Source organism: Acinetobacter sp. YH12208, assembly GCF_013418055.1.
GTDB classification, from domain to species: domain Bacteria; phylum Pseudomonadota; class Gammaproteobacteria; order Pseudomonadales; family Moraxellaceae; genus Acinetobacter; species Acinetobacter pseudolwoffii.
The window spans coordinates 18,679-37,503 of record NZ_VPCT01000012.1 but is presented as its reverse complement, the minus strand read 5'-3'; the positions used below and the strand labels follow the sequence as shown (position 1 = coordinate 37,503).

Genomic DNA, 18,825 nt, shown 5'->3' with positions numbered 1-18,825 from the left:
AAGCGCATCAAGTTGTGTAAATGTTTAGAAAATGCATCGTAATTTTTGACATCTATGCTATGATTGCCTTGTACTTTGGGGGTGTTTCTGGCTTCGACGCTGGTGATGAAACTCATAGATGCATGCCGAGAGCGCATTTTCTCTCGTAAATCAAATTTGCATTTTTTAGTCGCAAACGACGAATCATACGCTCTAGCTGCCTAAGGGCAGCTTGTCCGCCTCTCCGAATACTTGTGGTTAGAGAGTCCGACTGAAGCGCACGCACACAAGTCCGTATAAAGCCAAGCCTCGGGGCTTTGTACTAAACTAAGAGGATCGCGATTTGTATCCTGTTCGTCGGGTCACAAAGAGTTAAAACAATAGACGATATCTAAGCATGTAGTATTCTCGAGCGTAATGCTGGCGGACGCGGGTTCAACTCCCGCCACCTCCACCAAAATTCTTTCCGAAGTAATCCATCGGAATCTAAAAAAGCCTTTAAACTCAATGTTTAAAGGCTTTTTTATTGGCTGTATTGTCCGACCCTGTCCTAAGCTGTTTGACCCTATTTTTGCTTTATGAGGGTCAAAATTGGGACAATTTGACCCACTAAATAAGTTTAATTATGTGGGACAAAGATATGTCGCTTACTGATGTGCTGTGTAAAAAAGCATTACCGCAGGAAAAACAGTACCGCCTTTCTGATATTAATGGTCTGTCTTTACGAATCGATCCGAATGGCAAAAAATATTGGTCTATCAGATACACGGAAAATGGACAAAGGAAGTCCAAAGCATTAGGTATCTATCCTGAGCTAAGTTTAAAGCGTGCAAGGGAGATCGCGCTTGATCTGAGATATAAACTCAAAAATACAACTGAGGTCGAGCAGGAGCAGCCTTATTTTAAGGAAGTCGCAGAGGATTGGTTCAATAATCAAAAAGAAACCTGGTCATCCAAACATATTAGTAATGTTCGAGCTTCCTTGGATGAGCTTTATATTGCTCTTGCTAATAAGCGTATTAATCAAATTCAGGCACCTGAGATTCTGCAGATCATTAAAAAGATTGAAGCTAGAGGCTCGCTTGAAATTGCAAAACGAACCTTATCTCGTTGCGGTATGGTCATGAAGTATGCAATTGTACATGGTTATCGTTATGATAATCCGGCAGGTGATCTGGTTTGTGCTCTCAAGAACAAAAGAGTCAAAAACCTGGCTTCGCTTACTGCCTCTGAAATGCCTGAATTTTTAAGAAAGGTAAGAGCATACCCAAGTGATGCTCAAACACATCATGCCATTATTCTGATCATGCTGACAGGCGTTCGGGTTAGTGAATTGCTGCAAGCACGCTGGGAAGAATTTGATCTGGAAGGGCGTAAGTGGGATATCCCTGAAGAGCGGATGAAGAACCGTCTTCCACATCGTGTACCGTTGACGGACATGATGATTGCCGAGCTTCAGTCTTTGAGACTTACCCATAATCAGGAACTGCTATTTCCACATCGTTTAAATAACAAAGAACCTATGCGTAGCGAGTCTATTTTGGCCGTGATCAAGCGTTCGGGCTATGCAGGTCGGATGACCACACATGGTTTTAGATCTCTATTCAGTACTGTCGTAAATGAATCGAATCTGTTTAATCCAGATGCCATTGAGCGCCAGCTTGCTCATGTGCCTCAAAATAGAATTCGCTCGGCCTATAATCGAGCACAGTACTGGGATGAGAGAGTAAGGTTGATGGCGTGGTATGGGGAGCAAGTGAAAGAGTGGGTGGCTCAAACAGCTGAGTTTTGACGTTGCTTACACCTAATAGATTCTTAGATTTATCCTGGTCAAATTTACTCTGAAAGAGCTTAATTGAAGTAAGTAAATTACTTTGAAGACGTGCGTATGCACGTCTTTTTTTTGCCTACTTTTTTAAAAATCTGACATGTCTAAATGAAATTTTAATTGAATTCTGTAGCGTGGGGGGAGCTGTTTAGGAGGGTATTTTAAGAATGAGGAACTCTTTTTTTATCGAATTTTTTATTCAACCAAAGAGATAGAGCTAATTATTTAAAGAAATAATAGAATTAAAATAAAAGGATAAGATATAAAAATATAAGAGATAGAAAAGCATATTTATTTTATGTAGTTAACTAAAATAAGGGTTTTTAAATTATAAAACATGTATTATTTAGAAAATTACAGATCTATTTTATCTATATTTATAACTTTTTAACATCATTCTACGCAAGGGATTAAGTCAGATGATAAAGGACTGGGCAGGCAACGATGATGAATTTTTTAAAAACCTGTTTGCCTACTTAAAGGAGAAATTCTCTACTGAGTTGCCTTCACTGCAGTACATGCAAACAAATACAAAGGTGAGTATTTATCATGAGACCATTGTTGCTTTAGAAGATGTGCATACTGTTTTAAGAAAGATAGAAAATGACTCGTTTTACAAACGGGCTGATTATGAAAAAGCACTAAAGGGGGATGAAAAGAAAGTTCAGGAGATTATCGATTTTTATAAGAAGTTAGCTTTTCTGAATAAAGCAGAATCATCTTTTGCATTTAATGGATTCAATGACCACTATCATTGGGATTCTTTCATCCTTAAGTATTCAGCCTTTGTAAGGCAGAGTGAGTGCAAACTTTATGATGAATTTAAGTCTGCCAGTACATGGGATAAAAAAAGTTTTAGCCCAGACAAAATATTTGGATTTGTGGCTGCTTATAAAAAATTTGCACTGGAATATGAACATACATCTGAATCAATCTTGGAAGATATCTCGAAGCAAAATGAACTCTATAAAATATTGATAGAAAACTATAATGAGTTATTGAGCCAAAATATAAAAATAGGTGTCAGTGTCTTTGATGTTGTTTTGCCGAGCAGGCTCAAGAAAAGAGAAGATGGAAATGGCTATATGTCAACAGATTACCTGCAAGATTTTATTAATCATTTGGAGTTAGTATTCTCAAAAGATAACGGCATATTGATGACGATAAATCATGCGCATATCGTCAGCACTAACAAATTCATCCTATCTTTTTTGCTGATTTATAAGACGAAAAACTATGCTAATCCTCAGGAGGTGTTCGATTATTACAATCGAAAAGTCTCGGATATTGTGGGTCATATTGATAGACCTAATATAACGCTCATTAACCGGCATGAGATGATTAAAAAGGTCTATCCAGATGATCACTTTATAGGAGAGTTGAAGTCACAAAAACAAAAAATAGCGTTTCGCGAAAAGTTTTTGAGATATTTTTTATCTAGTATTTTTTTATTGCAAGCTGATAAGGGAACTGAACTTGAATACCAAGAAAGAAGGTATTCCATTTTTCTTAATGATTTTAGGTACTACAAGGATAAAATTTATCTAGATCCTGCAAGATCAAAGCCTAAAAAGATCTTTGAACCGGCTGGCTATGTTAAGAAGAAAAAATATGATCTGAAAGAGTTGGTTGATGATAATGCTAGTAAAAGATTGAATAAATACTTTACGTTAAAAGGTCTGTCTACCACGGCGATTGAACGAATAAAGTTAATCGAATATCTATATAAACAGCAGGCGATTACTATCATGGTTCGTCCTAGTGTTTTGGATGAGTTGGTAAAGATTGAATGCTTCCTTACTCGATTGATGTATTCTCGTGATTACCATGGATTTACAAGTGAGCAAATCAGAAGAAATTTTGAAGAATCTCGTAAGCTTGCACAGTTACCTCTACTCTTGCAACAGTTAGCCTTACTTTCCTATAGGGGTTGTCTAAAGGAAGGATATGGTGCGCTGATAAATTTGAGAACGGATGCGATTTTTTTTATTGATAAATTCAAAAGCTACTTCCCTAGAGGCCTTTTAATTGAAGATACTAATTCTATAGAAAAGCAACTGCTACTCTATAAAAATGAGGTTCTTAAGCCAACCTTCAAAAAAGAAAAGCAAGCGTGGCGCGATCTTGCAAAAAAAGAAAATTTAATTAACACGTTTCTTCTGCAAGTATTTGATAAAGATTTGAAAGATGTGATAGCTTTCCGGTTTATTTTCGAGGTTGGGGCGTTAAAAAGTAAAGCTGAAGCTAAGCTGTTTGACGAAATGTTTCGCGACTATATTGATAACTTAAAACGTCGTTCTACTGCTGGAGTCTATCTACTTAAACATATAGGTGTTTATATTCCATATGGTCAGTCACATTTTATTGATGCAACTTTACTATTCCAACAAAGTGACGATACTAATCCTAATGATATAAGTGACGCTGTTACGAAGTATTGGAAGAATTATGTTGACAATAAAGATGATCAAATTGAAAAGTATTATAAAAAAGACACAGCTAATAAGACTAACCAATTTGATTTTTTTAGGAATAAAAACCTAAGAGCAAGGGCAGTTTGTGTGATCAAGACAGAACAGTCCCTGAATCAAAGATATGTTGAAATATTTAATAATGATCGGAAAACAAGACGATTATTTATTGAAAGGGTGTCAAAATTCTATGCTTACTGTCCTCTGATTTTAGTTGATGAGCAAGATCTTTTATCCTTTCCAAGGAAGTCTGGTTTTTTAATTTTAGGCAGAAACCGTAAAACCTATGCGAAGAAAGTAGAGGATGCAGCTGAAAATACAAATGGCAATGGTGATGAACAATCTAAAGAAGCAGTAACACCTGATCCTAAAAGCTTACAGGCTACTCACATGCTGAATACAGATCAGAGGGTGGTCTCAATTGAATCTGATGATAATACTTTGCTAGAGGATGAAAATGTCGAAGCCGAGCTATCAATAGATGGAGGGGTGGAAGAACAGGATACTATTGTAGATGATTCTGATGGAGTATTGATACCAGATAAAAGTGAAACCCTTGTAGAGTCAAGCTCTCAGGCTCTCTCTCCTGTAGTGGGGAATTCAGATAATATACAAACAGTGCAAACAGCTACTTCAAATAAAGCACAGTATTTAGTTATGGATCCTAGGAAAAAGCCTAGTTTTGTAAAGCCAAGTGCTGACCAAATTGTAGCTGAAGCAAGAGCGAAAGAAAAAAATAAGGATGTTTAACTTACGCTTCACTTTTCTCTATAAAAAAGGGGGACTCGTAAGATTTTCCTTCTTTGCTATAGAAGTAGAGATTTTCTTTTTAGTCATGCACTTGCTGGCTTATTCAATATGAGAATAGCTGGGATATATATTTAATATTATTAAATACTTAAACAACTTAATAACCTTCATCATCCCCAAATGATGAAGGTGTTTTATTGAGAGAAAAATAACCCACCCGCTTCAAAGTTAAAAAATACAGATCAGTCACTCCTATGGAATTAACCACCATAGGACGACAACGATGAATGAAGCACAAACTTTACTGGCAATTGAAAACCTGATGAAGAAAGTGATGAAAAAAACATATCACTGGCAAGATCTCGAATCTGAGTTGGATGGATTAAGCAAAGATGTCGAATTAATTTCTGACTCAAACAGAATGTACAGACCTTTGATTCAAGCTTACTTTGATTTATTACCTAAACGAATCAAACGTAGCGATGAAGAAATATTCTATCGTCGTGCTGCATTTCAAAGGTTCCAGTCTGAACTTAGAGAGCATCATGAAGAGTTCATTAATGAATTTTGTGAAAATAATAAGGAAAATAAAAAAAGTTTGTTTAAGTACTTTGATGGGCTGGTTGACGACCATTGCAAATTATTGCTTGTACGGGTGGATTTATTTTATCGCACTGGGCGTGACCCAAGTATTGAACGCTTTGCTCAAGATATCAAAAGAATGATTAAGCGGGTTCAAGACAAGGATACGATTTTTAAAGATCAGGTCGGTTATGCCTATCGACTGGAACAAGGAGGAAAGAGTAAGGGGTATCACTGTCATCTCTTGGTGATCTATAACGGCTCATTGCGATATGGTGATAGTTATCTAGGAATGCGTATAGGTGAGATCTGGAAGGAAAAAATTACGGGAGATGATGGTCTGTTTTTCAATTGTAACCAGTCTGATTACAGGCAGTATCATCAGCAGAAAGACCAGTGGGGTCTTGGTTTGCTGGAAAGGTCCGATCTAGCTAAAAGAAGTAAGGCCCAAAAGATGCTCGCTTACTTAGCTGATCCTGAAAAGGATGATCAATATATCCGAGGACCCTTATTGGGTATGCGACAGTTTAGAAAGGGGCAATTAAAGAAAGATCAGCGTAAGCGTAAGAATCGTCGATCCCAAAAAATCATAGATATACATCATCTACATGAACAGTGAATGTTTATTTACACATTCAAAGGCTTATCAGACGGTAAGCCTTTTTTCATTTTAGAGGTATATCTTATGAATATTACATGTCCTTATTGCCATTCCGAAAACGTTAGCCGTGTGATTGACCAGCAGTCCTCCAGTCAGGGCAGCCTGTCTTCCATGACTTGTGCCGGTATTGGTGCCAGCATCTCTAAAAGCCTACCCATGCCGATCTCTCCGTGGATGGGTGGAATTGCAGGGGCAGTCGTCGGTGGATTGATTGATAGTTTCATCCAGCCCTCCCGACCAGTAGCGACACCCGTTCGTTACTTCCACTGTCACCATTGCCAACGCAATTTTGATTAACCCACTTTAGGAGAAAGGATATGGCGCATCAAGTCGAACAAATGGCTTATGTCGGTGATACACCTTGGCATGGCTTGGGTAATCAACTGACACAGAATCAGCCGATTGAAGTTTGGGCACAGCAGGCAGGGATGGATTGGCGGATTGAATCCTCCGATGTTAGCTACATGGCCCAGAATGAACGCGGGCAGAGCATCATCATGCCTTATGAAGAACAGCGAGTGCTGTATCGTTCCGATACTCATGCTCCCTTGTCTGTGGTCAGTCAGCGGTATCAGGAAGTCCAGCCTATGGAAATTTTGGAGTTCTATCGGGATCTAACTGAGCAATCTGGCTTTGAGCTGGAAACCGCGGGTGTACTTAAAGGGGGTAAGAAGTTTTGGGCATTAGCACGTACCGGGCAATCTACGGCACTGAAGGGCAAGGATGTCAGTAATGGTTATATCTTATTGGCAACCGCATGTGACGGTACGTTGGCCACCACAGCACAGTTCACCAATATCCGTGTGGTCTGCAATAACACGCTTGCGATTGCCTTACGCGGACAGAGCAGCAGTGCAGGTGTGGTGAAAGTCCCACACAGTACTAAGTTTGATGCGGACAAGGTCAAACAGCAATTGGGCATTTCAGTTCGTGCATGGGATGAACATATGTATGAGATGAAACAACTGACTCAACGTAAAGTCACTCAAGGCGAAGCGGCTGCCTATTTTGATGCCGTGTTTAACAACACTAGCCTAAGCATTGCAGATCAGGAGGAAAACATCATTCAGTTTTATCGCAATATGGCTACTCCAAATCCAGCCAAAGAAAAGTCTGAACCGAATGGACGCGCTATGACTAAAGTCATGGACATGTTTAATGGACAAGGTCGTGGTGCAGAACTCAGCTCAGCCAAAGATACTGCTTATGGTCTACTGTGCAGTATTACAGAGTTTGCCGATCATGAACGTCGTGCCATGAGTACCGATCATCGTCTCGATTCAGCCTGGTTTGGTGCTGGTGCTGCGTTAAAGCAGCGGGGGCTGGAACAGGCCTTTCGTTTGGTGGCTTAAATACCATTTGAACTCATACTCTCAGAATACTGGTCAAGGATCATCGTGATCCTGCTTCAGTGAACATACTCCCTTTTGCCACATCTCAAGATGTGGCTTTTTTTATGCCGAAAATTTTACAGACCTCACTATTTATAAGGATCAAAGCATGAATCAGATTGCACCGATAAATCCCCCTCAACGAACTCATTTCCCAATTCCGAATGAGATGAATGAATCAAATACCGCAGCTAAACGAACAGCGACAGCCAAACGTTTAGCTAATACCAAAAATATGGATTATCAAGAATGGCTAGAAGTGCGTAAGCAAGGCATTGGCAGTAGTGATGCCGCAACCGCATGTGGATTGAATCCCTACATGTCGATGCTGGAACTATGGATGATCAAAACTGGACGTGCGCAGCAGAATGTTGATGATGACAGCTCAGGCGTTGCACCGTTGTACTGGGGCAAACAGTTAGAGCCATTGGTGGCTGAGTACTACAGTCTGCACACTAATAATAAAGTGAGACGAGTGAATGCCGTGCTTCAGCATCCCGACCCAGACAAAGCCTTTATGTTGGCAAATCTGGATTATGCGGTGGTGGGTAGCGATGACGTCCAGATCCTGGAATGCAAAACAGCTGGGGAACATGGTGCCAGGCTATGGCGAGATGGTGTGCCTTTATACGTGTTGTGTCAGGTGCAACACCAACTTGCGGTAACAGGCAAACAGGCTGCACATGTCTGTGTTCTGATCTGTGGGCATGAAACCAAAATCTTCAAAGTGACACGTTCTGAATCAGTGATTCAACACATCATTCAGGCAGAGCGTTATTTCTGGGAGTGTGTAGAAACGGATACTCCGCCATCAGTCGATGCCAGTGAATCCGCAGCCAAAGCCATTCTGCAACTCTATCCAGCGCATGTACCCTTGACTGTTGAAGATCTCTCGCAAAATGAAAATGCCAATTTGATGTTCGATCAGCTCATCAAAATGAAGCAAGAGATTCAGCATAAGCAGGAACGCTTTGACCAGCTGAAGCATCACATCCAGATGTTGATGAAAGATGCTGAACGAGCCACCTTTGCCAATGGCTCTGTGGTCTGGAAGAAAGCCAAAGACTCTATCAGCCTGAATACCAAGGCATTGCTTCAGCACCAGCCTGAACTCATTGAGCTTTACCCCCTTCAAAAGCCGGGCAGTCGTCGTTTCAATATCTATACCGACTAAGCCTATTTCAGCCCATTCAAATAGCGAGGCGCAAAAACCGCTCCCCGCCCTCCATTCGCTAGGAATAGAGGGCAAACGGTCGCGGCTTTTGTTGCTAGCAACGTTATTCATTCATTTTTAGTTGATTCAATTATTTCGAAACATGCTTCTTACATATCTACGGCTGGTCTGCTAGCAATAATCTATTTCTGTTGATTGGATTTATTGAGTGTCTTTGAAACACGTCTCTTACATAGCAGCGGCAAATCTGTAAGAAAATAAATTTAAGGATATTTTCCATGATTAAAGGTTTAGCGATTACACCACCAGCTCTAGGGCGTATCAGTATTGGTCGGGTAGTAGAAAAGAATGGCAAACGCCTACCGGAAAAAGATGATCAGTTCACCATTACTTCCCAGATCCAAAGCAAAGAGGGATGGGTCAAACATCCATTAGATGAACAGCTTCGAGCCAGTACGCCGAATCAAAAGCTACGCTCAGTCCCCGTCAGAATGATCTTTAATGATCCTGATTTGAACTTACGCGCTGAATACACCTTATTTGACCGACAGACAGGACGGCCAGTCTGTGTCGGCAATGGAGAAACTTGCCAGCGTTTAACTAATCAAGGGGTCGAGCAACATCCCTGTCCATCACCTGATCTATGTCCTCTGGCTCAAGGAGGGAACTGCAAACCTTATGGACGTTTACATGTGAACCTGGATGACTCGGATGAGTTTGGCACCTTCATCTTTAGAACCACGGGCTTTAACAGTATTCGGACTTTGGCTGCACGGCTGAGTTATTACCACGCAGCTTCAGGAGGCTTACTCTCTTGCCTGCCTTTGCAACTGACTTTAAGAGGAAAAAGCACCACACAAAGCTATCGTCAGCCGGTGTATTACGTGGATCTAACTTTAAGGGAAGGGATTAACTTGAATGATGCGATTGCTCAAGCCAGGCAAATTGATGAGCAGAGTAAACAAGCTGGGTTTTATCAGGAGGCTTTGGACTTTACGGCAAGGAAGGGTTTTGCCAATGCGCGATTTGAAACAGATATAGAGGAAGGGTTGGATGTGCTGGAGGAATACTATCCTGAACAAGAACAGAACCGGGCAGTGGAGCAACAAGTTTCGCCTGAAGGGTTTGTACAGGATATTCAGCAGGGATTGCAGCAAAGTGTAAGAGCTGTGAATTAGGCCAAGGTTGTGAAGTATTCAAATTAGTTTTTTACAGAACGTCCTGATTGTTTGAGCGGTAGACAGCTCGCTTAAACAATCTAAGGAGAATCAGTCATGAATACATTTATTGGTCAAACATTTCAAATGAATCAGCTTATCAATATCAAACAAGTTGTATTGTTTACAGGAGTAGGACGTTCAACTATCTATGAAATGATGGATGAAAATTCACCTTATTACGATGCCACATTCCCAAGGAAAGTTAAAATTACTCAAAATCGTATCGGCTGGTCAGCTTATGAGATCCATCAATGGATTGAAAGTAAGTTGGCGAGTCGAGAATAAGGGATGCTCTTAGCTCCCTTATTTTTTTGTTTTCTTGTACACTAAAAATGTCTTTTAGCCTAAGTGTCCGTAATGAAAACAATAGACTACTATAATAAGCATGCAGAAGAATTTACAGCTTCAACGGTTGAAATTGATATGGAAAGCCTATATCCGCCATTTTTAGCTGAGTTGCCCGAGGGTGCTCGGATTCTTGACGTTGGCTGTGGTTCAGGACGAGATACTCTGGCTTTTAAAAATAAAGGCTATCACATTGATGCAATCGACTACTCAGAAGAACTTATCAAAAAGGCAACGGAGCTGACGGGCATTCAAGTCAAGTATCAAAGCTTTTATGAGCTGAGTGAAGTGGCTGTTTATGATGGGATTTGGGCATGTGCCTCATTATTGCACTGTCAGCGTCATCGATTAGCTGAAGTACTGCAAAGATTGCTTCGAGCATTAAAGCCTGGTGGCGTAATCTATATGTCATTTAAATATGGGGATTCAGACCGAGAGAAAGATAGTCGAGAATTTACCGATTTGAATGAACAGCAAGCACAGGAACTATTAGCTCAATTTGATCAGGTCAGCTTGGTTCAACAATGGATTACGGTTGATAAGAGACCTGATCGAGAGGAAGAGTGGTTAAACTTGCTTTGGAAGAAAAATGATTAATTGCAGTCCGACAGCTCAAGAGCAACTTAAATTCCTTAAAAATATCCAACTGATTTTGCAGTCAGGTAGTTTTAGCAGTACCTATAAGTTCGCATTGCTCATTAGCCTGAGTCGATTAGCCATTGAAAAGGGTGAGGATAGTGGCGAGCAATTGGTGCTTGAGTACAGTGACATTGCTGAGAAGTTTATCGAACTGTATTGGAAACAGGCTGTGCCATATACTTTCAATGACGAAGGGCAGCTTATTTTAAATCAGAACAACGGTAAGCAAGCAGCGATTGTAAATCGAATCATTGAGCTAAGGCAGATTTATTCATCTCTTGGATTATTAAGACGAGATTCAGCTGTTTGGTCGAAGTTAGTTAAAGATGTGGCTCGCACTGTAAAAGAGATGCCAGTCCGTTACCTGCAAAACATGAATGGTCAAAATTTTGAGTTTTTATATCAGCTTGATCAATGTGGAAAGCAATTGATCCTTCTGCCTCAAGTCATGTTTTGCTTACGGCAGTTCAGTGAGATTGTTGAAGAACTTTGCCAGAAACGCTGGATTGACTATATCCGTAAGAACAGTACCAATGCGCCTGTTTTGAATCAGTTACCCAACCTTGAGCAATTCATGTTTGAGCCGAATCGAAATCAATTGAATGCTGTGGCGAATGTACTGGTTGAGCTACAAGACTGTAAATGCTTTTACTGTAATAAGCCGATGCGAAAAGGTAAGTATACAGTCGATCATTTTATCCCTTGGTCGATGTATCCATCAGATACAGGGCATAACTTTGTGTTGGCGGATTCCAGTTGTAATTCTAAGAAAAGTAATCTACTTGCATGTGATGAGTTTTTGCATAAGTGGTACGAGCGAAATGAAGATCAAGATTTGATTATTGTGGATAGAATTTCTGTATTGGGATTTCTGACAGATAAAGAGCGGTCGCATAAGGTGGCGGAGTGGGCTTATAGTCAAGGGAAAGAAAATAATTATTTATTGTGGATGGGTTGAATTTATAGGGGGAGAAATGGCACGTTATCAATATGCAAAAAATGAGAATGGCGAAATCGTTAAGGCGGTTGATCTAGTCGGACAAGAAGTAAAGGCTGAATATACTTGTCTTGGTTGTGACAATCTATTAATTGCTAAGGTAAATGGAAAAATCAAGAAGCCCCATTTTGCCCATAAAAATGTACTAGAGTGTAATGGTGAAACTTACTTACACCGATTGGGTAAACGTGCTTTTTTTGAAACTTATCAAAAATGTTTAGTTGAAAATGAACCGTTTTACATTACCTTCCATGTGCCCAAGAAGTGCCAAAAATTTAAAAGAACAATTCGAAAGCACTGTGATCTAGGTTATACGGAGAAACGATTTGATCTAACGAGTTATTTTTCACAAATACAAGTCGAAAAGAAGCATGATCAGTTTATTCCTGATCTTTTGTTGACTCGTCAAACCAATAGTGAGGACAGCATTTATATTGAAATTGCTGTGACTCATTTTCTGAGTGAAAAAAAGGAAAGCTCAGGTAAACGGATTATTGAACTACCATTAGATTGCGAAGAGGATGTTGAAAAAATCTATAAGGCCGATTTACAACAAAATGATGCTCTCTTTATTGGATTCAATCAGGAAAGTGCACCTATAGTTGATTCTGACTGTAAATGTATGCACAAAAGGTATTTCTTATTTATTGTTTGGGATTCTGGCAAAGCTTGGTTAGGCTTGGAATATCTGTCAGATATTAAAGCTAAATTAGCCAAGTACCAAAGTAAAATCGAATATAGCAATATTATTGAAACTGATCTGCAATTTGAAAATTCAAATGTACTGATGGGATATGCCCATGGGGATATGTTCATTTCTCAGTTAAAACTTGCGGTTGAAAAGAAAGTACCCGTGAAGAGCTGCTTTTTATGCAAATATAGCGGAGATAATTATAATTATACCGAGGGATTGCCCATTTACTGTAAAGCTAAAAAAATCGCATGTAATTCAAATCAGGCAGCGGAATGTGATTGGTATCGCTTAGCCTGAAATAATTTAACTTCATTCTGAAAGCTCATAAATTGATCGAATGTTTTCAATTTATTTCGCTATGATTCAACTCAATATTTAAACGAATTTATTTGGTCAGTCATGGCGATTAAAAAAACAGAACTATATTCTTCTCTTTGGGCAAGTTGTGATGAATTACGTGGTGGTATGGATGCGAGTCAATATAAAGACTATGTGCTTACCATGCTGTTCTTAAAGTATATTTCAGATCGTTTTAGCAATGATGACTTTGCCATTATTGAGATCCCCGAAGATGCAACATTCGATAAAATTAGTGCGCTTAAAGGGAATAAAGAAATTGGTGATAAGCTCAATATCATTATTCGAAAAATTGCCGAAGCCAATAACCTGCGTGGTGTAATCGACGTTGCTGACTTCAATGATGAAGACAAGCTAGGCAAAGGCAAAGATATGATTGACCGATTGACCAAGTTAATCGGTCTTTTCGAAGGCTTAAACTTAGCTGATAACCGTGCAGACGGGGATGACTTACTTGGTGATGCGTATGAGTATTTGATGCGCCACTTTGCCACGGAGTCGGGTAAATCAAAAGGACAATTCTATACACCAGCCGAAGTTTCTCGCGTAGTTGCAAAAATCGTGGGGATTAAAAAAGACACACCTAAAAATGCCACGGTTTACGATCCAACCTGTGGTTCAGGCTCATTATTATTAAAAGCATCTGATGAAGCTGAAAGAGGCTTAACCATCTACGGTCAAGAGATGGATAATGCAACATCTGCATTAGCCCGTATGAACATGATTCTACATGGTGATGTGGGTGAAGGTGCCAAAATTACCCAAGGCAATACTTTATCTTCACCTGAATATAAAGATGAAGCTGGTCAGCTGATGAACTTTGATTTTGCTGTTGCCAACCCTCCATTTTCTAGTAAGAACTGGACTAATGGTTTAACACCAAACAGTGACGAATTTGATCGCTTTATATGGGGTGTTCCACCAGAAAAAAATGGTGACTTTGCCTTTTTATTACACATTCTAAAAAGCTTAAAAAGCACAGGTAAAGCCGCTGTTATTTTGCCACATGGTGTTTTATTCCGTGGTAATGCCGAAGCACGTATTCGTGAAAACCTGATTAAGCAAGGCTATATCAAAGGCATTATTGGTTTACCTGCTAACTTGTTCTATGGCACAGGTATTCCTGCTTCAATTATTGTGATTGATAAAGCTGCTGCTAAACCTATTCAGTTTAATGAAGAAGGTGAAGTGACTGAAGGTCAAAGCATCTTCATGATTGATGCAAGTAAAGGCTTTATCAAAGACGGCAACAAGAACCGCTTGCGCCATCAAGATATTCACAAAATTGTAGATGTGTTCAATAAAGAACTTATTATTGAAGGCTACAGCCGTAAAGTTGATATTCATGCCATTGTTGCCAATGAATATAACTTAAATATTCCTCGCTATATTGATTCGAGTGAAGCAGAAGATTTACATGATTTAAGTGCGCATCTTAAAGGTGGTATTCCAAAGCGAGATATTGATGCACTACAACACTATTGGAACGTTTTGCCGAATGTGCGTGCTAGCTTGTTTGAAAAAGATCGTGAAGGTTATGGTCGCTGTTTAGTCGTTGCTAATGAAGTAAAGAAAACCATTCTAGAGCATGCTGAATTTAAAACCTTTGCAGTTGAAAGTTTAAAGCCATTTACAGCGTGGTTTGAACGTAGTGCATTTAAGGCGATTGAAAAAGATCAAAAGCCAAAAGACATCATGCTACGTGTCAGTGAAGATTTGTTGCAAAGTTATGCAGATGTGAAGCTATTGTCTAAATATGACATCTACCAAATCTTTATGGAATATTGGGATGAAGTACTACAGGACGATGTTTCTGTCATTACCCAAGATGATTGGGCAGGTGCAAAGCTTATTCGTAATTTAACTGCTGAAAAGGATAGCAAGTTAAAAGAAGTGCCTGATTTAGTGATTGGGAAAATTAAGTATAAAGCTGAAGTGATTCCACCGCATTTGATTGTGGCAAAGTATTTTGCAACTGAACAAGCAACCCTAGATGCAAAACAAGCAGAGCTAGATATTGCAACGCAAGAGCTGGAAAGCTTTATTGAAGAGCATACAGCCGATGAAGGTTTATTGCTTGAAGCTTTGAATGATAAAGACAAAGTGACTTTGGCAACCGTTAAAGCTCGCTCGAAACTTGCGGTTGATATTGAAGAAAAGCAAATATTGAAAAATGCTCAAAAGTTGTTTGAAGCAGAAGTAGCTTTAAAGAAAAAAGTCAAAGAGTTGCAAGAAGCATTAGACCTTAAAGTATTTACCAAGTACCCGACTTTAACTGATGATGAAGTAAAAGATTTGGTGGTACAAGATAAGTGGTTTGCCACTTTAAATAGCAGTATTGAAGCTGAGATTGAGCGTGTGACGCAGCAACTGGCAAATCGTGTAAAAGAGTTGAATGAGCGTTATGCAGAGCCTTTACCGCAAATTACCCAAAATGTTGAAGCTTTAAGTTTAAAAGTGGCTGAGCATTTAAAAGCAATGGGTTTGGAGTGGTAATGATGACTCAAAGCAATTTGACCTTTACAGAAAATCATGAAATTCCTGAAGGTTATAAAAAGACTGAAGTAGGGATAATTCCTAATGATTGGACTGTAGAAAGTCTTCAAAATTTATGTCGCAGTTCTATCACATACGGCATAGTTCAATGTGGACCACATATTCCAAATGGTATTCCATATATCCGTGTATCTGATATGAATTCATCGGAACTTAATGTAGATGAAATGCTAAGAACTTCTCCAGAAATAGCTTCATCATTTGGAAGGTCCAAAGTTGAAGAGGGAGATATTGTCTATGCTTTACGAGGGAAATTAGGTGAAGTAAAAATGGTTGGCACTGTGGTCTCTGGTGCGAATCTCACACAGGGTACAGCTAGGATTGCCCCAAAAAATAATATAGACAATCGTTATTTATTATGGACTTTACGTAGCCCTCAGGCGTTAAAGCAAGCTGTAAAAGAAGCTAAAGGAAGTACATTTGTAGAAATTACTTTAGGTAATTTAAAAGGCATTAGTGTGCCATTACCTTCTTCAAGAGAAGAACAACAAAAAATTGCCACAGCTTTATCCGATACCGACGCTTTAATTTCTGAACTTGAAAAACTCATTGAGAAAAAGCAAGCGATTAAAACAGCCACCATGCAACAGCTTTTAACAGGTAAAACTCGTTTGCCAGAATTTGCGTTGCGTGAAGATGGTACGCCTAAGGGTTATAAAGATAGTGAGTTAGGTCAGATTCCTGAGGATTGGGAGATTTATCCTTTAAGAAGTTTATTAAAATCTCAGCCCAAATATGGAATAAATGCAGCGGCAACTGCACTATTGGGTAATTTACCAACATATATTCGTATTACAGATATTAATGAGGACGGGAAATTTAGCCCAACAGAGAAGGTGGGTGTAAATAGTCCTTTATCTGAAAATTATATTTTAGAAAGAGGCGATATTGTTTTAGCCCGTACAGGTGCCAGTGTTGGAAAGTCTTACTTGTATGATGAAGATGATGGCGAATTAATTTATGCAGGATTCTTAATCAAGATTTCTCCTGCTTCAAATTTATTATGCTCTAAGTACTTATCATTATATTTTCAAACTAAAGAATATTGGGATTGGATTGCAACTAACTCTATGAGAAGTGGACAGCCTGGAATAAATGGTAATCAATATGCAAATTTGAAAATTGCATTACCAGCAATCAATGAGCAATTAAAAATCAGTAGGATTTTTATAGATATTGATAAAGAGTTAGAGAAATTAAAAATAAAGTTGAATAAGGTGAGTTTACTTAAACAAGGCATGATGCAAGAGCTTTTAACAGGTAAAACTCGCTTGGTTTAAGGTTACGGTTAAAAAATATTTGGGGGTAAATATGAAAATTGAAGCACAAGTAAAATCGATTGAAAAATTAAAGGACTATTTCTTTCTCGTACCTGACTATCAACGTGAATACGTATGGAAAGCAGATGATCAGGTCGAGCAGTTTTTAACAGATATTGATAATGAATACGATGAAAATGCAGATCAACAAGAAAGCTATTTTATTGGTTCAATTATCATTGTTAAAAACAAAAATAAGTACGATGTGATTGACGGTCAGCAACGTCTGACCACCATTACATTAACCTTGTGCGCAATTCGAGATTTACTCTCAACTCAAGAATCAACCTTAAATGATATACAAAAGGAGCATTTAAGTACCGTCAAGAAGCTATTGTATAGTTTTGATTCAGACACCGAACAACTTCTAGTTAGATTAGAATTACAGTATGAGGAAAGTAAAGATTTTCTCGATAAATTAATTAAAAAAGAAATATATACAGGTGAAGACACTGCATCAATTCAAAAGATGCGTGCAGCGTATAATCAAATTTATAGTTATCTGCAAAATTTTTTGCAAAAAGGGGTAAGTAACCTAACTAAGTTTGCAAAGTATTTTTATAATAAAATTGAGTTAGTGCTTATCGAATCTGAAGATATCGGTAGCGCACTCAAAATCTTTGAAACCATTAACCAGCGTGGTGCAAGCTTAAATGCGATGGACTTGGTCAAAAACTTATTGTTTAGACAAGCCAATGAAAGTCAGTTTAGTACCATTAAGGAAACATGGAAAAAAATTAATGAAGCGTTATTACGTTGTGGAGAAGATGAAAATCCACTACGTTTCCTACGTTACTTTATGATGGCACGTTACCACAACGGTATTTTACGTGAAGATGATATCTACAACTGGATTATCACAAAATCAGGTAAAGCGATCCTGAAGTACGAAACTCATCCGATTGAGTTGGTTAAAGAAATAGAATTTATGGCACAACGCTATGCAGATTTAGTCAATGCAACTAAACGCTTGAGCGATGGTAGTAACTATCCACATGTGACACATATTGGTTTTATTAATAAATATAAAGCTCGACAACATTTGGTCATGCTCTTGGCTTTGTCAAAAAATGCGGATAAAGCAGCTATTGATTATTTAGCTCAGCAAATTGAAAGTTTCTACTTTGTCACCAATACAGTGGGCATCTTAGGTAAAAGTAATGAGCACTCATTTGCCAATTGGGTGGTCTCGTTCCGTGGAAAAACGACAATAGAAGAGATTCAACAGGCTGTCGAAAAAACAATTGTGCCGTATGTGTTAGAACGCTTAGATAACTTAAAATTCAAATTCTTAAATATCCGTCACGATGGTTATAACCCACAATATCGTCAGCGTTTTATCTTAGGTCAATTAGAAAATCAGGCACGTACACAAGCTGGTCTAACGGAGTTTAATTTTAAACAAATTGGTCAATTAGAAATTGAGCACATTTTCCCACAAACACCAAAAGATGAGGTGTTGCCAGAAGAATTTTTGGATAAAGCGGAATATAACAACACCATCTATAAGTTGGGCAACGTTACTTTATTGGAAAGCGTAATCAATCAGGCAATCAATAAAATGAATGACCTCACAACCAATTGGTTTGAGCAGAAGCAGCAAGAATATGCAAAATCTAACCTATTGACCGTGAACTTACTCGATCACAAATATAACATTGGTAAACAGACAGCTATTACCCGTTTCAAAGACGATAAAAACTACATTTTTGAAAATTGGTCAAAACAAGCCATTATTGACCGTCAAAAAATTATGCTGGATCTGGCACTTGATGTATGGCGTTTTAATGGTCAGCGCCTTGATCAATATCAATTTCCAATTGAACAGAAAGATACCGCAAACGCATAAGTATTAAAGATTA

The 18,825-nt window shown here is 38.7% G+C and carries 14 protein-coding genes and 1 other RNA gene; all 15 read left to right on the top strand.

The annotated features are described in order from the left end of the window. Nucleotides 1-77 precede the first annotated feature (77 nt). Nucleotides 78-436: a transfer-messenger RNA gene (gene ssrA, locus FTU95_RS11450) on the top strand. Between the two features lie 183 nt (nt 437-619). Further along, a complete protein-coding gene (locus FTU95_RS11445; RefSeq protein ID WP_100534746.1) occupies nt 620-1,771 on the top strand; it encodes a tyrosine-type recombinase/integrase in 1,152 nt (383 codons plus the stop codon). 455 nt (nt 1,772-2,226) lie between these two features. Beyond that, nucleotides 2,227-5,028, top strand: coding sequence for a hypothetical protein (locus FTU95_RS11440; RefSeq protein WP_180078556.1), 2,802 nt, complete (start codon nt 2,227-2,229; stop codon nt 5,026-5,028). Between the two features lie 283 nt (nt 5,029-5,311). After that, nucleotides 5,312-6,229 carry an inovirus-type Gp2 protein gene (locus FTU95_RS11435; RefSeq protein ID WP_100534471.1) on the top strand — a complete coding sequence of 306 codons (918 nt, stop codon included), beginning with the start codon at nt 5,312-5,314 and terminating at the stop codon, nt 6,227-6,229. Between the two features lie 66 nt (nt 6,230-6,295). After that, on the top strand, nt 6,296-6,568 hold the full coding sequence (locus FTU95_RS11430) for a hypothetical protein (protein ID WP_100534745.1): 273 nt from the start codon (nt 6,296-6,298) through the stop codon (nt 6,566-6,568). Between the two features lie 20 nt (nt 6,569-6,588). Beyond that, nucleotides 6,589-7,623 carry a DUF932 domain-containing protein gene (locus FTU95_RS11425; RefSeq protein ID WP_100534470.1) on the top strand — a complete coding sequence of 345 codons (1,035 nt, stop codon included), beginning with the start codon at nt 6,589-6,591 and terminating at the stop codon, nt 7,621-7,623. Between the two features lie 148 nt (nt 7,624-7,771). Next, complete coding sequence (locus FTU95_RS11420) at nt 7,772-8,836, top strand: YqaJ viral recombinase family protein (protein WP_100534469.1); 1,065 nt, start codon at nt 7,772-7,774, stop codon at nt 8,834-8,836. 278 nt (nt 8,837-9,114) lie between these two features. Continuing rightward, the gene (locus tag FTU95_RS11415) at nt 9,115-10,014 is read left to right on the top strand and encodes a hydrolase or metal-binding protein (protein ID WP_100534468.1); all 900 of its coding nucleotides are present in this window, start codon (nt 9,115-9,117) and stop codon (nt 10,012-10,014) included. Nucleotides 10,015-10,110: 96 nt separating this feature from the next. Next, on the top strand, nt 10,111-10,341 hold the full coding sequence (locus FTU95_RS11410; protein WP_100534467.1) for an AlpA family transcriptional regulator: 231 nt from the start codon (nt 10,111-10,113) through the stop codon (nt 10,339-10,341). 72 nt (nt 10,342-10,413) lie between these two features. Further along, complete coding sequence (locus FTU95_RS11405) at nt 10,414-10,998, top strand: bifunctional 2-polyprenyl-6-hydroxyphenol methylase/3-demethylubiquinol 3-O-methyltransferase UbiG (protein ID WP_100534466.1); 585 nt, start codon at nt 10,414-10,416, stop codon at nt 10,996-10,998. Then, a complete protein-coding gene (locus FTU95_RS11400) occupies nt 10,991-11,998 on the top strand; it encodes an HNH endonuclease (protein WP_100534465.1) in 1,008 nt (335 codons plus the stop codon). Before FTU95_RS11405 ends, FTU95_RS11400 begins: the two co-directional genes overlap by 8 nt. Nucleotides 11,999-12,014: 16 nt before the next feature. Then, on the top strand, nt 12,015-13,028 hold the full coding sequence (locus tag FTU95_RS11395) for a competence protein CoiA family protein (RefSeq protein WP_100534464.1): 1,014 nt from the start codon (nt 12,015-12,017) through the stop codon (nt 13,026-13,028). Between the two features lie 102 nt (nt 13,029-13,130). After that, nucleotides 13,131-15,584 (top strand): type I restriction-modification system subunit M, encoded by a 2,454-nt coding sequence (locus FTU95_RS11390; RefSeq protein WP_100534463.1) that lies wholly within the window; start codon nt 13,131-13,133, stop codon nt 15,582-15,584. Further along, nucleotides 15,584-16,924 carry a restriction endonuclease subunit S gene (locus tag FTU95_RS11385; RefSeq protein ID WP_100534462.1) on the top strand — a complete coding sequence of 447 codons (1,341 nt, stop codon included), beginning with the start codon at nt 15,584-15,586 and terminating at the stop codon, nt 16,922-16,924. The genes FTU95_RS11390 and FTU95_RS11385 overlap by 1 nt, the downstream gene beginning before the upstream one ends. 31 nt (nt 16,925-16,955) lie before the next feature. Next, nucleotides 16,956-18,812: a DUF262 domain-containing protein gene (locus FTU95_RS11380; protein WP_100534461.1), complete on the top strand. Its 1,857-nt coding sequence runs from the start codon at nt 16,956-16,958 to the stop codon at nt 18,810-18,812. The last annotated feature ends 13 nt before the right edge of the window (nt 18,813-18,825 follow it).

Coding starts and splice junctions, on each gene's coding strand:
- FTU95_RS11445 (WP_100534746.1), top strand. CDS start 620: ATGTCGCTTACTGATGTGCTGTGTAAAAAAGCATTACCGCAGGAAAAA.
- FTU95_RS11440 (WP_180078556.1), top strand. CDS start 2,227: ATGATAAAGGACTGGGCAGGCAACGATGATGAATTTTTTAAAAACCTG.
- FTU95_RS11435 (WP_100534471.1), top strand. CDS start 5,312: ATGAATGAAGCACAAACTTTACTGGCAATTGAAAACCTGATGAAGAAA.
- FTU95_RS11430 (WP_100534745.1), top strand. CDS start 6,296: ATGAATATTACATGTCCTTATTGCCATTCCGAAAACGTTAGCCGTGTG.
- FTU95_RS11425 (WP_100534470.1), top strand. CDS start 6,589: ATGGCGCATCAAGTCGAACAAATGGCTTATGTCGGTGATACACCTTGG.
- FTU95_RS11420 (WP_100534469.1), top strand. CDS start 7,772: ATGAATCAGATTGCACCGATAAATCCCCCTCAACGAACTCATTTCCCA.
- FTU95_RS11415 (WP_100534468.1), top strand. CDS start 9,115: ATGATTAAAGGTTTAGCGATTACACCACCAGCTCTAGGGCGTATCAGT.
- FTU95_RS11410 (WP_100534467.1), top strand. CDS start 10,111: ATGAATACATTTATTGGTCAAACATTTCAAATGAATCAGCTTATCAAT.
- FTU95_RS11405 (WP_100534466.1), top strand. CDS start 10,414: ATGAAAACAATAGACTACTATAATAAGCATGCAGAAGAATTTACAGCT.
- FTU95_RS11400 (WP_100534465.1), top strand. CDS start 10,991: ATGATTAATTGCAGTCCGACAGCTCAAGAGCAACTTAAATTCCTTAAA.
- FTU95_RS11395 (WP_100534464.1), top strand. CDS start 12,015: ATGGCACGTTATCAATATGCAAAAAATGAGAATGGCGAAATCGTTAAG.
- FTU95_RS11390 (WP_100534463.1), top strand. CDS start 13,131: ATGGCGATTAAAAAAACAGAACTATATTCTTCTCTTTGGGCAAGTTGT.
- FTU95_RS11385 (WP_100534462.1), top strand. CDS start 15,584: ATGATGACTCAAAGCAATTTGACCTTTACAGAAAATCATGAAATTCCT.
- FTU95_RS11380 (WP_100534461.1), top strand. CDS start 16,956: ATGAAAATTGAAGCACAAGTAAAATCGATTGAAAAATTAAAGGACTAT.